This is a genomic window from Ruegeria aquimaris, from assembly GCF_025751555.1.
GTDB lineage: Bacteria > Pseudomonadota > Alphaproteobacteria > Rhodobacterales > Rhodobacteraceae > Ruegeria_B > Ruegeria_B aquimaris.
In genome coordinates this window covers 218,517-232,016 of record NZ_JAOWLB010000006.1, presented here as the reverse complement: position 1 = coordinate 232,016, position 13,500 = coordinate 218,517, and the positions used below count along the sequence as shown (strand labels likewise).

Annotated in this window: 12 protein-coding genes and 2 pseudogenes; 7 read left to right on the top strand and 7 right to left on the bottom strand. The window is 63.2% G+C overall.

From position 1 onward, the window contains the following. The first annotated feature begins 8 nt into the window (after positions 1 to 8). The 5 genes and pseudogenes from OE747_RS11445 (at position 9) to mnmH (ending at position 3,794) form a co-directional block, all read left to right on the top strand. Positions 9 to 644, top strand: a complete 636-nt coding sequence (locus tag OE747_RS11445) for a hypothetical protein (protein WP_263828731.1) — start codon at positions 9 to 11, stop codon at positions 642 to 644. A 90-nt stretch (positions 645 to 734) separates the two neighbouring features. Continuing rightward, positions 735 to 2,306: pseudogene (istA, locus tag OE747_RS11440) on the top strand (IS21 family transposase). Then, positions 2,296 to 2,394 (top strand): annotated as a pseudogene (locus OE747_RS11435) (ATP-binding protein); the annotation flags it as partial. The pseudogenes istA and OE747_RS11435, both read left to right, overlap by 11 nt. Further along, positions 2,354 to 2,626 (top strand): DDE-type integrase/transposase/recombinase, encoded by a 273-nt coding sequence (locus OE747_RS24665; protein ID WP_404818311.1) that lies wholly within the window; start codon positions 2,354 to 2,356, stop codon positions 2,624 to 2,626. The pseudogene OE747_RS11435 and the gene OE747_RS24665, both read left to right, overlap by 41 nt. Before the next feature lie 97 nt (positions 2,627 to 2,723). Next, positions 2,724 to 3,794 carry a tRNA 2-selenouridine(34) synthase MnmH gene (mnmH, locus tag OE747_RS11425; protein WP_263828730.1) on the top strand — a complete coding sequence of 357 codons (1,071 nt, stop codon included), beginning with the start codon at positions 2,724 to 2,726 and terminating at the stop codon, positions 3,792 to 3,794. A gap of 63 nt (positions 3,795 to 3,857) precedes the next feature. Here mnmH and selD read toward each other — a convergent pair whose 3' ends face one another. The 7 genes from selD to OE747_RS11390 are packed head-to-tail and all read right to left on the bottom strand — an operon-like array spanning position 3,858 to position 11,975. Further along, positions 3,858 to 6,017, bottom strand: coding sequence for a selenide, water dikinase SelD (selD, locus tag OE747_RS11420; RefSeq protein WP_263828729.1), 2,160 nt, complete (start codon positions 6,015 to 6,017; stop codon positions 3,858 to 3,860). A 4-nt stretch (positions 6,018 to 6,021) separates the two neighbouring features. Beyond that, the gene (locus OE747_RS11415) at positions 6,022 to 6,408 is read right to left on the bottom strand and encodes a Na+/H+ antiporter subunit G (protein ID WP_263828728.1); all 387 of its coding nucleotides are present in this window, start codon (positions 6,406 to 6,408) and stop codon (positions 6,022 to 6,024) included. 7 nt (positions 6,409 to 6,415) lie between these two features. Further along, a complete protein-coding gene (locus tag OE747_RS11410) occupies positions 6,416 to 6,688 on the bottom strand; it encodes a K+/H+ antiporter subunit F (protein WP_404818310.1) in 273 nt (90 codons plus the stop codon). Next, positions 6,685 to 7,182 carry a Na+/H+ antiporter subunit E gene (locus tag OE747_RS11405; RefSeq protein WP_263828727.1) on the bottom strand — a complete coding sequence of 166 codons (498 nt, stop codon included), beginning with the start codon at positions 7,180 to 7,182 and terminating at the stop codon, positions 6,685 to 6,687. Before OE747_RS11405 ends, OE747_RS11410 begins: the two co-directional genes overlap by 4 nt. Continuing rightward, a complete protein-coding gene (locus tag OE747_RS11400) occupies positions 7,179 to 8,726 on the bottom strand; it encodes a monovalent cation/H+ antiporter subunit D (RefSeq protein ID WP_263828726.1) in 1,548 nt (515 codons plus the stop codon). Before OE747_RS11400 ends, OE747_RS11405 begins: the two co-directional genes overlap by 4 nt. Continuing rightward, positions 8,723 to 9,085 carry a Na+/H+ antiporter subunit C gene (locus OE747_RS11395; protein ID WP_263828725.1) on the bottom strand — a complete coding sequence of 121 codons (363 nt, stop codon included), beginning with the start codon at positions 9,083 to 9,085 and terminating at the stop codon, positions 8,723 to 8,725. Before OE747_RS11395 ends, OE747_RS11400 begins: the two co-directional genes overlap by 4 nt. Before the next feature lies 1 nt (position 9,086). Further along, a complete protein-coding gene (locus OE747_RS11390; protein ID WP_263828724.1) occupies positions 9,087 to 11,975 on the bottom strand; it encodes a monovalent cation/H+ antiporter subunit A in 2,889 nt (962 codons plus the stop codon). A 239-nt stretch (positions 11,976 to 12,214) separates the two neighbouring features. Here OE747_RS11390 and OE747_RS11385 point away from each other — a divergent pair, with 239 nt between their 5' ends. Together OE747_RS11385 and OE747_RS11380 are read left to right on the top strand one after the other, a co-directional pair. After that, on the top strand, positions 12,215 to 12,676 hold the full coding sequence (locus OE747_RS11385) for a rhodanese-like domain-containing protein (RefSeq protein WP_263828723.1): 462 nt from the start codon (positions 12,215 to 12,217) through the stop codon (positions 12,674 to 12,676). Beyond that, positions 12,676 to 13,500 carry an alpha/beta hydrolase family esterase gene (locus OE747_RS11380; RefSeq protein ID WP_263828722.1) on the top strand — a complete coding sequence of 275 codons (825 nt, stop codon included), beginning with the start codon at positions 12,676 to 12,678 and terminating at the stop codon, positions 13,498 to 13,500. Before OE747_RS11385 ends, OE747_RS11380 begins: the two co-directional genes overlap by 1 nt.

The following is a 13,500-nucleotide window of genomic DNA, read 5'->3' as shown; positions in this document are numbered from 1 at the left end:
CAGAGCAGATGCTTTCCAGCGAAGCGCTTGCCGCTGCCATCACGGCGCTTGCAGGCAGCGACTTCGGTCGCGCGCACCGTGCGGCCATCTGCGGCGAGCATGCGCTGGCGCGCGTCGTTGAGCGGGCGGGCAGCGTGCTGGTGGCCCGCTGGCGCCTTTTACCTGCGGATGCGCGGCTGCGTCCGCTGCCATCGACGGACGAACGCGGCCGGGTCGGCCTTGCCGCCATCCTGCCGAGGCTCGCCGATTGGGCCGAGGCACGGGGGCTAACCCTCGTCTGCGGAACCGAGGCCGTACTGGCCTCCGAGCCCCCGGCGTGGGAGGGCGAAGAACTCGCAGCGCTCCTTCGGGATCTGGACCCCTCGGTCTTCCAGGTCGAAGCCCGGGCGCACGCTCTGGCCGGCTTGCTTGCCGTCGCCGGCACCGATCCCGGCCTGCGCTCGGCCGCGGCTGGTCCGGTGCTGAGCTCTCTTCGGCAGGCGCTGGCCTCGGAGCGGACACTTGCCCCGCACGAGGCTATCGCGGACGTGCTGGTGAACGTGGATGGCGCAAGCGTGGTGCCGCTGCCCAAAACCGCTTCAGAGCGCTTCGTACTGCGCGCGCTCGCGCAGGCACCAGACGTGTTGATTTCCGCTGAGAATTGACCCGGTAGCCTCATAATTTTCCACTGAGAATTGACCCATGTGAACACGCTGCCCCGACGGGTTTGGTCGGGGAGATATGGAGTGATCGACATGGGATTTTTGAGTGTTATCCGACGCTGGGCACTGCGTGACAAAATGCCAATCCGCGAGATTTCCCGGCGCACGGGCCTGTCACGCAACACCATCAGAAAGTATCTGCGCGAAGGCGCTGTAGAACCGAAGTTCAAGACGCCATCTCGGCCAAGCAAGCTGGACCCGTATGCGGATCGTCTGTCGGCCTGGTTGCTGGTGCAGACGCGGAAATCGCGCAAGGAACGTCGCACCGTGAAGCAAATGCACGCTGATCTGGTCAAGCTTGGCTATGGTGGCTCCTATGGTCGCGTGGCGGCGTTTGCTCGGGCTTGGCACGCGGACCGACACCGGGCAGAGCAGACGACGGGGCGTGGCACCTACGTGCCCCTGGTGTTTCGGCCCGGCGAGGCGTTCCAGTTCGACTGGAGCGAAGACTGGGCGAACATTGGCGGCGATCGGATCAAGCTGCAGGTCGCCCATATCAAGCTGTCGCACAGCCGGGCTTTCCTGGTGCGAGCTTACCCGCTGCAAACTCACGAGATGCTGTTCGACGCCCACTGGCATGCGTTCCGCGTCTTCGGCGGCGTTCCCGGGCGCGGGATCTACGACAATATGAAGACGGCGGTGGATCGGGTTGGCCGCGGCAAACAGCGGGACGTCAACGCGCGTTTCAAGGCCATGGCCAGCTACTACGTCTTCGAACCCGAGTTCTGCAACCCGGCCGCCGGATGGGAGAAGGGACAGGTCGAGAAGAACGTTCAGGATGCGCGTAACCGCCTGTGGCAGGTCATGCCTGTCTTCAGGGATCTGGACGCGCTGAACCAGTGGTTGGAGGATCGCTGTATTGCCTTGTGGACCGAGACAAAGCACCGGGACCTGCCCGGCACGATTACTGATGCCTGGGAAGCAGAGAAGCCGATGCTGATGGCACTGCCACCGGCCTTTGATGGGTTTGTCGAGCACAGTAAACGGGTATCGCCTCTTTCGTGACATTTGCTTTGCAAATGCACTGCCGGGCAGTGGACATGCCTGGTCACCTTCGAGCGCAATCGCTACAGCGTTCCGGCCAGCTTCGCGAACCGCCGCGTCAGCCTGCATGTCTATCCCGACCGGCTGGTCGTGGCGGCCGAAGGCCAAACCGTCTGCACCCATGGCCGCATCATCGAGCGGTCGCACCACAAACCAGGCAGGGTCATCTAAGATGGGCGCCATTATCTGGCGGTGATCCAGCGCAAACCCGGGGCCCTGCGCAACGGCGCGCCGTTCACCGAGATGCCCGAAGCCTTCCACCGCCTGCAGGATAACATGTCGCGCAAAGAGGGTGGTGACCGGGAGATGGTCGATATCCTGTCCCTGGTCCTGCATCACGACGAAGACGCCGTTCTGTGCGCCGTAGAACTGGCGCTGGAAGCTGGCGTGCCCACCAAGACGCACATCCTGAACCTGCTTCACAGGTTGATCGACCGCAAACAGACCGACCTTCCAGAGATCAATCCGCCGGAGGCCCTGGCCTTGGAAACGGCTCTGAAGGCCAACGTCGACAGCTATGATGATCTGAGGCAGGCAAGGGAGAAGCGCCATGCGTCATGACCCTGCAGGCGCGTCGATCGTGATCATGCTGCGCAGCCTCAAATTGCATGGCATGGCACAAGCCGTCGAGGATCTGGTCGCCCAAGGGTGAGGTCCTGGAAGGTTTTGCGACAAAGATGCGAGACAAGAAAGCGGCAGTGAAACTCTTCAGAAAGTCGATGAAGCGCCACGGTCGACCCCATGTCCTGGTGACCGGCCAGTTGAGGTCCTATGGCGGGCCGCTGATTGACAACCGCTGGTCGTTCCGGGCCGGGCGCGGCGTGACTTGGGCCGTCCGATGTGAGAGAAGCCAGATAAGCATTGCACTTTCAAGGGGTTGAGGTGAAGAGCTGCTCTGGTCGCGCGAACGCGTTCAGCTGGGCGCGCGCCGCTGGACCTGACCTTTCCGATTCGTGCAAAGCGCGCTAAACGGGGGGCATGGCTCTCGAATTCGACACACTTCCACAGCTCTATGTCCACGGTTTCGACACCGTGATCGACGTCCGCAGCCCGGCCGAATATGCCGAGGACCACCTGCCCGGCGCGATCAACCTGCCGGTGCTGGACAACGAGGAGCGCGCCCGCGTCGGCACCATCTACAAACAGCAAAGCCCTTTTCTGGCGCGCAAGCTGGGCGCGGCGCTGGTGTTCCGCAATGCCGCGGGCCATGTCGAGCAAAGCCTGAGCCACCATGATGGTGCCTGGCGACCGCTGGTCTATTGCTGGCGCGGTGGCCAACGCTCCGGGTCCTTCACCTGGATGCTGCAACAGATCGGTTGGCGCGCCGAGGTCATTGTCGGCGGGTACCGGACCTATCGTCGTTTGGTGAACCGCTATCTCTATGACGATCCGCTGCCGCATCGGCTGGTCGCGCTTGATGGTTTCACCGGTACTGCCAAGACCGAGATTCTTGCCCGTCTGCCTGCCCATAACGTGCAAGTGCTTGATCTGGAAGCGCTTGCCAACCACCGGGGCTCGCTGCTGGGTAGTCGCCCGGGGGGGCAGCCAAGCCAGAAAGCCTTTGAATCCCGGCTCGCCGGCGCGCTTTGCGCGCTCGATCCGACCCGCCCTGTGGTGGTCGAGGCGGAAAGCTCCAAGATCGGCGAGCGGATCCTGCCGCCCAGTCTCTGGTCCGCCCTCTGCGCCGCGCCCCGGATCGAGATCGAGGCTCCGATCGATGCGCGCACGGCCTATCTGACAGCGGCCTATGACGACATCCTGTCGGATGCGGGGGCGTTGACCACCAAGCTCGACCCGTTACGCTACCACCGCGGTCACGAGGTGGTGGATGGCTGGTTCCAGCTTATCGCCACAGGCGACAAGGCGGGGGTGACCCGCGCACTGATGGAGCAGCACTATGACCCCGCTTACCTGAAATCCCGCCGCTCACAGGGCATCGACCAACTGGCTACAGTTTCTGCGAGATCGCTGGATGATGGGGGGATCGCCCAGGCGGCCAGTGACGTTGCGCAGGTTCTGAACCGGACCCCATCACTACGCACAGTCTAACCCCTTCATTTCGCCAAAAATACTCCGGGGGAGTCGCCGTCAGGCGACGGGGGCAGCGCCCCCTCAGGGCCTGAGCCGCAAACCCGGTGCCTCGGTCAGTTTCCCGATGATCGCCGCCGGATACCCTGCCGCCTGCAATTGCCCCAGCAGCGCGGTCGCCTGTTCCGGCGCGACGGCGGCCAGCAATCCGCCCGCCGTTTGCGGATCGAACAGCAACGCCGCCTTGCCATTGGCGGGCAACTCTGGCACCAGCATCCGGTTTTCACCAAAAATGGACGAGCGCACCCCCGCCTGCGAAAGCTCCAGCGCGCCTTGCAGCACCGGTACCGCGTCCAGGTCGATCTCCGCGCCCGTGCCCGACATGTCGCAGATGCCATGCAGATGCCCGGCGAGGCCAAACCCGGTCACATCGGTCATCGCATGGGCCTCTGACAGAATTCTCGCGGCCGGTCCCTGTCCTTGTATCATCCGGTCATAGGCTGCCGCGACATCCCCGCCAGCGGCCCGTCCGGCCATCTCGCCCGCCATCAGCACGCCACTGCCCAAGGGTTTTGTCAGGATCAGCAGGTCGCCCGACCGCCCCCCGGCAAGCGTGATAGGGTCGCGCGGGCAAAGCCCTGTGATTGCAAAACCAATGGTGAACTCGTCGCCGACCGAACTGTGACCGCCGACGATTTCAGCCCCGGCATCGTGCATCACTTCGCTCGCGGCGGCCATGATCTCGGTCAGGCTGCGCTGCTGCAATTCGGGTGATAGCCGCGGCAGGATCACCGTCGCGGTGGCTGCCTGTGGCTCGGCGCCCATGGCCCAGATATCCCCCAGCGCGTGATGCGCGGCGATCCGCGTCATCAGTACCGGATCTTCGGTCAATCCACGCAGATGGTCCGAGGTCATCACCTGCCGGGCGCCACCGGTGTTCAACAACGCCGCATCGTCGCCCGGCAAGGGGGTCACGTCCTTTCGGGCGGCGCCGGGCAAAGGGGCGAGCGCGGCGCGCAGCGCCGCGCGCCCGACCTTGGCGCCGCAGCCGCCACAGAGCGGCTTGTCTCCCAGAGCTTCAATCAAACCCTGCGCGTGGATTTCGGGCAGGGCGGGCTGGCCCATGCGCGGCAAGTCGCGGAACCGGTCCATGAAGCTTCGGTCGATCCGGTCCTTCCACCGCCACATCAGCGGCCCGGAGAACACCATGCCCCATTTCTCGGCCAAGGCAGCCTTTCCGCCGAGTGAAATCAGTTTCAGATAATCCCTCTGCGGCCGATAGGGGCGCAGATCCCCTGCGCCAAGGGCGGCGCGCAGATTGTCATAGAGCACCGGCGCTTCGCGCACGGCATAGACCCCGGCCTTTGGTCTGGGGCTGTCGGTCAGGTGGGCGCAGTCACCAGCGGCGAAGATCGCCGGATCGCTGGTTTGCAGGCAGGCGTCAACCGCGATGAAGCCGCTATGGTTGGCAAGGCCACTTTCGACCGCCCATGGATAAGGGCGTGCTCCGGCGGCGCCGGTCACAAACCTGGCCGGTATCATCCGGCCATCGGCCAGTTCGACCCCCTCCGCCCGCACCTTTGCGATCTCCGTCCCCTCGACCAAGGTCACGCCAAGGGCTTTCATGGCTTGCCGCACCCGTGCTGCCGCCTTGTCGCCCACCGCGCCCAGAACGCGCGCATTGTCGATCAGCGCCACTTCGGCTGGGCGGTTGCGCGCGCGCAGGGCATGGGCCATCGCCATCACCAGTTCTGCCCCGGCCACGCCGCCGCCGATCACCGCCACCTGCGCCGGACCCTCGCCGTCCAGATATTCGGCCCAACGGGCCGCGAACGTCCCTAACGGCTTTGCAGGTACACCATGTTCGGCAAACCCGGGCAGGTCGGGCATGGCCGACGTGATCCCGACATTGACCGAAGCGACATCGAAGGCGACGGGTGGGCGGCCCGGCACCAGCACCTCGCGCCGGTCCAGATCAATGCCCTGCGCAGCGCCCAGGATCACCCGCGCCCTAGCGAAGCGTGCTAGTTGCACAAGGTCGATGTCCAGATCTTCGCGCGCATAATGGCCTGCCACAAATCCGGGCAACATGCCGGAGTAAGGCGCTGTGGGGCCGGGGTTGATCACCGTCACCCGGACGCCGGCCAGCGGCATCATCCCCCATTTGCGCAGGACCAGAGCATGGGTATGCCCGCCCCCGATCAGAACAAGGTCACGGGTGCGGGGCAGGGGAGGGGTATGCATCTAGTCAGGTCGCCGTCTGGTCGGGTGCGTCTTCTTCGGGTGGTACCGCATGGGTTGCCCATTTGCCATCCTCGCCCGCATCGGGCAGGCTCTCTGGTGTTTCATGCCGGTGAATGTGCCACTTCGCAATGAACAGGGCCGTGACCGGGGCCGTCAGGAACAAAAACAGTGTGATCAGCAACTCGTGCAGGGACAGCCGGTGCTCCAGCGCCAGCGAGTGGAGGATAGAGGCGATCAGCACACCGCCCACGCCCAGAGTGGTCGCCTTGGTCGGTGCATGCAGGCGCGACATCGGATCCTTGAGCTTGATCATCCCGAACGAGCCGACAAAGCCGAAGATGCCCGAGATTATCAGGAAGAAGGCGATGACGATTTCCCAGAACTCTGTCATGTCGGCCTCACTCGATGATATTGCCGCGCAGCATGAAGCGCGCATAGGCGACGGTCGAGACAAAGCCCAGCATGGCGATGATCATGGCTGCCTCGAAAAAGATCTCGGTGCCCAGAAGCAGGCCGTAGAGAACCATCAGGGCAATGGTGTTGATCACCATCGTGTCCAGCGCCAGAACCCGCGTGCCGACCCCGTCGGCGGTGATGATCCGCCACAGGCACATCATGACAGCCGCGCCGAAACAGGCGAATGTGAAGTAGATCGCATAGTCCATGATCATTCGAAAATCTCCTTCAGGCGGCGTTCATAACGGTGTTTGATCTCGTCGCGCACCGCGTCGGGATCAGGGGCGTCAAGGCAATGCACCAGCAGGTTGTGACCTTGTGCGGACAGGTCGCAACTGACGGTGCCCGGCGTCATGGTGATGGTGCCCGCCAGAACGGTGATCGCCTCGGGGCTGCGCAGCTCCAGCGGGATGCAGACCCAGTTTGGCTGCCGGTCGGCATCGCGTTTGAACAGGATGATCCGGGCGACGGTGAAATTCGCCACCACGATATCCCACAGAACGACCAGGATGTACTCGACCACCATCGGCCAGTTCCGCAGGATCGGGCGATCTGGCCAATAGGGCTGGGTGATGAACGGAATCACGATCCCGAGGATCAGGCCGAACACGACCGAGTTCAGCGACGGCGCGTTTGCCAGCAGCACCCAGACGATGGTCAGAAGGATGGTGAGATGCGGGTGCGGGAATACCCGGCGCAACAGTTTCATTGCTCACCCCCCTTCAGGACCGCGTCGACATAGTGTTGCGGTGTATAGAGCTGTTCGGCCATCGAGCTTGTGTATTCCATCAAGGGACCGGCAAACAGCGTCAGTCCGATCAACCCCGCGACCAGCCCGAACACGGCTGAAAACGTCAGGCCAGGCATCGGCTCGGGGGGCGGCAGGTGGATCACCTTGTCCTCGTTTTCAGGGTCCGGTTCAGTGTTATGGCGCGCATCGTGGCTTTGCCAGAAGATGAGCGACCCGGCGCGCGCCAGCCCGACTATGGTGATGAACGAACTGACCAGGATCACCGCCCAGATCGCCGAGAAATCGCCCGCGTCGCGGGCGGCGTCCATCACCAGCAGCTTGCCGACGAACCCCGACAGGGGCGGCATGCCTGCCAGTGCGATGGCCCCGATGAAATAGAGCGTGGCGATCAGCCCGCTTTGCGGCATCGGTGTCATGCCGTCGATGCGGCCGCCCTGGCGTTCGATCACCAGATCGGCGATCAGGAACATCAGCCCGGCGGCCAATGTCGAGTGAACGGCGTAGTAGAGTGCCGCCGCCGTGGCCTGGGGTGTGAACAAGGAAACCGCGATCAGCAGCGTCCCCATCGAGGCGATGGCGGCAAATGCGACCATCCGCGCGATATGCTGCGTGCCCAGGATCCCGACCGCCCCGATTGCGAGCGTGACCAGTGCGGCTGGTAGCAGCCAGTCTCCAGCCAGCCCCTGAGTGATTGCTACATCGGGCCCAAAGGCCAGCGTATACATCCGGAGGATGGAATAGGCGCCCACCTTGGTCATGATCGCAAAAAGCGCGGCCACCGGCATCGGCGCAAGGGAATAGCTGGCGGGAAGCCAGAAATGCAGTGGCAGGACCGCGGCCTTGATGCAGAACACCAGCAACAGCAGCACTGCGCCGACCCTGAGCAGGGCGGTATCCTCGGTCGGCAGGTCGGCCACCCGGACCGCCAGATCGGCCATGTTGAGCGTGCCGGTCACAGAATAGAGCGTGCCGAGCGCGAAGAGGAACAGGGTCGAGCCGAGCAGGTTGTAGGTGACATATTGCACCCCGGCCTTGAACCGAACCGGACCACCGCCATGGATCATCAGACCGTAAGATGCGATCAGCAGCACCTCGAAGAAAACGAACAGGTTGAACGCATCTCCGGTCAGGAAGGCGCCGCAAACCCCCATCAACTGAAACTGGAACAGTGGATGGAAATGGCGCCCGCGCTTGTCCCATCCCGATCCCATGGCATAGAGCACCACCGCCAGCGCCAGCAGTGAGGTCAGCAGAACCATCAGCGCCGACAGCCGGTCGAGCACCAGCACGATGCCAAAGGGTGCGGGCCAGTTACCCAATTCATAGACTTGGATTTCTCCCCCGGCGGCCTGCGCCGTCAGGGTCAGGGCGATCCCGACCAGTCCGACGGTGCCCGCGACCGAAAAGATGCGTTGCAGGTCCAGGTGATAGCGCAGGACCATGATGATGAACGGCGCCAGCAATGCGGGCAGCACGATCGGGGCGATGATCCAATGGTTCATACGTCCTCTCCCGGTGCGGCGTCGACACTGTCATGCGCCTTCATGTCGATGCGGTCGTCCTTCGACGACAGATAGGCGCCAAGCGCGATCATCACGATGACGGCAGTCATCCCGAACGAGATCACGATCGCCGTCAGCACCAGCGCCTGTGGCAGCGGGTCGGTATAGGGAACATCCGCGTATTTGTTCAGGACCGGCGGCGCATTCAGCGCCAGCCGTCCGGTGGCAAAGAGAAAGGCGTTGACCGCATAGGTCAGCAGCGACAGGCCCAGGATGACCGGAAAGGTCCGGCGGCGCAGGATCAGAAAGATGCCGGCGGCGGTCAGCACACCCACGGCAGAGGCGAAGAGTGCTTCCATCTCAGGTCTCCTTTCCCACGGCGATTACGGTATCGGGCCCGGGGCCAGGCACTGGAGGGGCATCGCGTTGCGGGTTGATGTCCATCGGGTATTCCTGCTGTATGCCGGGCTGCCAGGCAAAGCGCGACAGGCTGTCCAGCGCCAGCAGCACCGCCCCCAGGACGGCGAGGAACACGCCGGTGTCAAACAGCATCGCGGTGGCCCATTCGAACTCTTCCAGCGGCGGCCAGTGCAGATAGCCGAAATCGCTGGTCAGGAAGGGCATGTCGTTGAACCAGGCGCCCAGGCCGGTGGCCGCCGCGATCAGAACGCCCCAGCCGATGGTCGCGTGGTAATAGAACCGCTGCCGCTCGATCGTCCAGGTGTAACCACTGGCCATGTATTGCATCAGAAAGGCGATGGCGACCACCAGACCGGCGATGAATCCGCCACCCGGCTGGTTGTGACCACGGAAAAAGATATAGGCACCGACCATCAGCGCGATGGGCATCATGACCCGGGTCACCACCACCATCATCATCGGATGCGAATCGCCCGACTGCGGCCAGTGTGGCTTGCGGTTCAAGAGATAGGCGCGCACATTGCTGGACAGGACCGATTCCGCCAGCGCAAAGATCACCAGCGCGGCAATACCCAGCACGATGATCTCGCCGAAGGTATCGAAACCGCGGAAGTCCACCAGGATCACGTTGACCACGTTGGTGCCGCCACCGCCCTTGTAGGAATTGGCCAGATGATAGCCCGAGATGGTGGGAAATGCGAAATCCCGCACCATCAGCGCATAGATCAGCCCACCAGCACCAAGACCCGCGACAATCGAGATCGCCGCATCCCGGAGCTTGCGCCCCGTGGTGCTGTCCACCGGTGTCTTGGTCGGCATGAAGTTCAGCGACAGCAGCAGCAGGATCATCGTCACCACCTCGACCGAGATCTGGGTCAGCGCCAGATCGGGGGCCGACAGATAGTTGAAGGCCATCGAGACGATCAGGCCGACCACCCCGATCAGCACCAGCGACAGCAATCGGTTGCGATGAAACCACATGATCGCCAGCGTTGCGCCCACTAGGCAGATCCAGCCGATGATCGGAATGATCGGTGCCTCCAGCGGCACCCGGGTTGGCAACCCGGTGGTACCGGTCGCGTAAGCGTAATAGCCGATGCCGACGGTGAACGCGATCATGATCGCGGCATAGCGGCTGATGACCCCGTTGTGCAGCCCGTCGGTGACCGCCCGCGACAGTCGGGTCAGTACGTCAATCACCGCGTCAAAGATCGCCTTGGCTTCGGGGCGGGGCAGGGTGTTCCACACCCGTTCCAGATGCCGGTGCAGGCCCAGCAACAGCAGGCCTCCCAACACCGCGATAATCGACATGTAAAGTGCCGGGGTAAAGCCGTGCCAGAGCTTGAGCTTGAAATAGGGCAACTCACCACCAATCACCGCCTGCGCCGAGGCGCTGACCACTGGACCGGCAACGGTGGCCGAGTTGAGGCCGATGATCACGACCAGGAATACCAGGATCGCGGGCGACAGCCACAGGCCTGGGCCGGGATCGTGTGGCGGATGCGGATAGTCCTGCCGTTTCGGACCCAGGAACACATGCGAGATGTAGCGGAACGAATAGGCCGCCGAAAAAAGCGCGGCAAACACCGCCAGTCCCGGTATCACGATATGGCTGTCGAGCCATGTAGTATGGAACGCCTCTTCGAGCATCATTTCCTTGCTGAGAAACCCGTTCAGCGGCGGTATCCCCGCCATCGACAGGGCCGCAATCGTCGCGATGCCAAAGGTGACCGGCATCAGGTGCCTGAGCCCGCCCAGGCGCTTGATGTCGCGCGTGCCGGTTTCGTGATCCACGATGCCCGCGCTCATGAACAGGGCCGCCTTGAATGTCGCGTGGTTGACGATGTGGAACATTGCCGCCACCGCTGCAACCTTGGTGCCAAAGCCAAGGAGCATGGTAATCAGCCCCAGATGGCTGACGGTCGAAAAGGCCAGCAGCGCTTTGAGATCGTCCTTGAACAGTGCAATGACCGCGCCCACGACCATGGTCACCAGCCCGGTGGTTGCGACGATATAGAACCACTCGGGCGTGCCAGCCAGCACCGGCCACATCCGCGCCATCAGGAAAATACCCGCCTTCACCATGGTTGCCGAATGCAGATAGGCCGATACCGGTGTTGGTGCGGCCATCGCGTGCGGCAACCAGAAATGAAACGGAAACTGCGCCGATTTGGTGAAACAGCCCAAGAGGATCAGCAGCAGCGCGGGCAGGTACCAAGGAGAGGCCTGGATCGCCTCCTTGTTCTGCAAGATCACGCTCAGGTCATAAGACCCAACGATATGGCCCAGGATCAGCATGCCCGCGATCATCGCCAGCCCGCCCGATCCGGTAACCGCCAGCGCCATGCGCGCGCCCTGGCGGCCTGCGGGCAGGTGCTTCCAATAGCCGATCAGCAGGAACGAACTGAGCGAGGTCAGTTCCCAGAAAACCAGCAAAAGCAGGATGTTGTCGGACAGGACGATGCCCACCATCGCGCCCTGGAACAACAGGAGATAGGTATAGAACTGCCCCATCGGATCATGCCGGGACAGATAGAAACGGGCATAGAGGATGATCAGCATGCCGATCCCCAGGATCAGCGTCGCAAACAGAAAGCCCAGCCCGTCCAGCATGAAATTGGCGTTCAGCCCCAACCCGGGCAGCCAGTCGAACCGCGCGGTCACTACTTCTCCGCGTAACACGGCGGGCGCGTGGATCATCAACCCGGTAAAGGCGAGGAAGCTGGCCAGACCCGCTGCCGAGGCGGAGGCATTTCGGCCCGCCCGGATCAGCAGACCCGGAAAGATCGCCCCGAGAAAGGGCAGGGCGGCGATCAGGAAAAGGGACACCGTCTATTTCTCCGCTGCTGGTCTTTTTTGTTTATGTTGCTTTGCAGCGATAATTTATGTCCTTGCCCGGTATTGCAAGGTTGCAAAGTTCAGAGATTTGTTGCGACAGAGTGTAACATGCATCTTCGGCTGACGAATTGTTGATCGTACCCGACCTGTTGGGATCAGGCGAAGCCGGGCCTGAAGTGATAGAACCTGTTCCTGACATAATGGCGATAAGCACATTTGTAGGAGGGCGCATGTCTCGGAAAACGCCTCGTTGGATTTGGCTTGGCCTCGTAGTCGCGATTGTCCTCGGCTTTAGCCTGCGCCAGTATCTCTTGACGCCCGAGGATTTTGCGGGCGGGGCGCTCACGGTCGCCGAGGCGCATGTGCAGGCGACCGAAGGCAAGGTTTTGCTGATCGACATCCGGCGTCCGGACGAATGGCGCGCGACGGGCATCGGCGAGGGAGCCCACCCGCTCGACATGCGGCGCGAGGATTTTGCCGAGGCGCTTGCAGACCTGGCCGGGGGCGACCGAAACCAGGCGATTGCCCTGATCTGCGCCCGCGGGGTACGCTCGGCGCGGCTTGCCAACCGGTTGAGCGCGGCGGGATTCGGCAATATCATCGACGTTCCCGAGGGGATGCTTGGATCGCGCGCGGGGCCAGGGTGGGTTCGGTCTGACCTTCCGGTGACGGTTTATGAGGAGCGCGGATAATGATCCGTGGGATATGTGCGGTTCTGGGACTGGCGGTGTCTGCAACGACGGTTTCCGCCGGATGCGCGGACAAACCGGAGCCCTGTGAAATTGCAGGCGGCACCTATCATGTTGTCTTGCCCGAGGCCCAAAGCCCCCCGGTACTGGTGTTCCTGCACGGGCATGGCGGAGAGGGCGCGGGTCCGATCAGCAATGAACGGCTCGTCGCACCGCTGCTGGCCCGGGGATGGGCGGTGGTCGCCCCGGACGGGGCAATCCGGCCCGCGGGAACCGGCAAGCGCAGCTGGAATTTCTTCCCGGGCTGGGAGGGGCGGGACGAGGCCGCCTTTCTGAAAAGCGTCACCGCGGATGCGGTTGCCCGGTTCGGGCTGGACCCAAATCGCGTGGTACTGGGGGGATTTTCGGCAGGCGCCTTCATGGTCAACTACCTGGCCTGCGCCACGCCCGATGCCTACTCCGCCTATGTGCCGGTCTCGGGCGGGTTCTGGCGCCCGCAGCCCGAGACCTGCAAGGGTCCGGTACGGCTGCTGCATACACATGGCTGGAGCGATCCTGTGGTGCCGCTCGAAGGGCGCATCCTGGGCGCTGGCCGGTTTCAGCAGGGTGACATCTTTGCCGGTCTGGAACTCTGGCGCAGCGTCAACGGCTGCCTCGATCACAAGCCGGACAGTTACTCGGTCACCGGCCCGTTTCAGCGTCGTGTCTGGGCCAGTTGTGATCCGGGCGGGGTAATAGAGTTCGCTCTGTTCCCCGGGGGGCATATGGTCCCCGAAGGCTGGGCCGATATGATGGTCGACTGGTACGAGGCGCTGGGCGGTCAGTGA

Excerpts from the sequence above, each read along its gene's own strand:
- OE747_RS11445 (WP_263828731.1), top strand. The coding sequence starts at position 9 with ATGCTTTCCAGCGAAGCGCTTGCCGCTGCCATCACGGCGCTTGCAGGC.
- OE747_RS24665 (WP_404818311.1), top strand. The coding sequence starts at position 2,354 with ATGGCATGGCACAAGCCGTCGAGGATCTGGTCGCCCAAGGGTGAGGTC.
- mnmH (WP_263828730.1), top strand. The coding sequence starts at position 2,724 with ATGGCTCTCGAATTCGACACACTTCCACAGCTCTATGTCCACGGTTTC.
- selD (WP_263828729.1), bottom strand. The coding sequence starts at position 6,017 with ATGCATACCCCTCCCCTGCCCCGCACCCGTGACCTTGTTCTGATCGGG.
- OE747_RS11415 (WP_263828728.1), bottom strand. The coding sequence starts at position 6,408 with ATGACAGAGTTCTGGGAAATCGTCATCGCCTTCTTCCTGATAATCTCG.
- OE747_RS11410 (WP_404818310.1), bottom strand. The coding sequence starts at position 6,688 with ATGATCATGGACTATGCGATCTACTTCACATTCGCCTGTTTCGGCGCG.
- OE747_RS11405 (WP_263828727.1), bottom strand. The coding sequence starts at position 7,182 with ATGAAACTGTTGCGCCGGGTATTCCCGCACCCGCATCTCACCATCCTT.
- OE747_RS11400 (WP_263828726.1), bottom strand. The coding sequence starts at position 8,726 with ATGAACCATTGGATCATCGCCCCGATCGTGCTGCCCGCATTGCTGGCG.
- OE747_RS11395 (WP_263828725.1), bottom strand. The coding sequence starts at position 9,085 with ATGGAAGCACTCTTCGCCTCTGCCGTGGGTGTGCTGACCGCCGCCGGC.
- OE747_RS11385 (WP_263828723.1), top strand. The coding sequence starts at position 12,215 with ATGTCTCGGAAAACGCCTCGTTGGATTTGGCTTGGCCTCGTAGTCGCG.
- OE747_RS11380 (WP_263828722.1), top strand. The coding sequence starts at position 12,676 with ATGATCCGTGGGATATGTGCGGTTCTGGGACTGGCGGTGTCTGCAACG.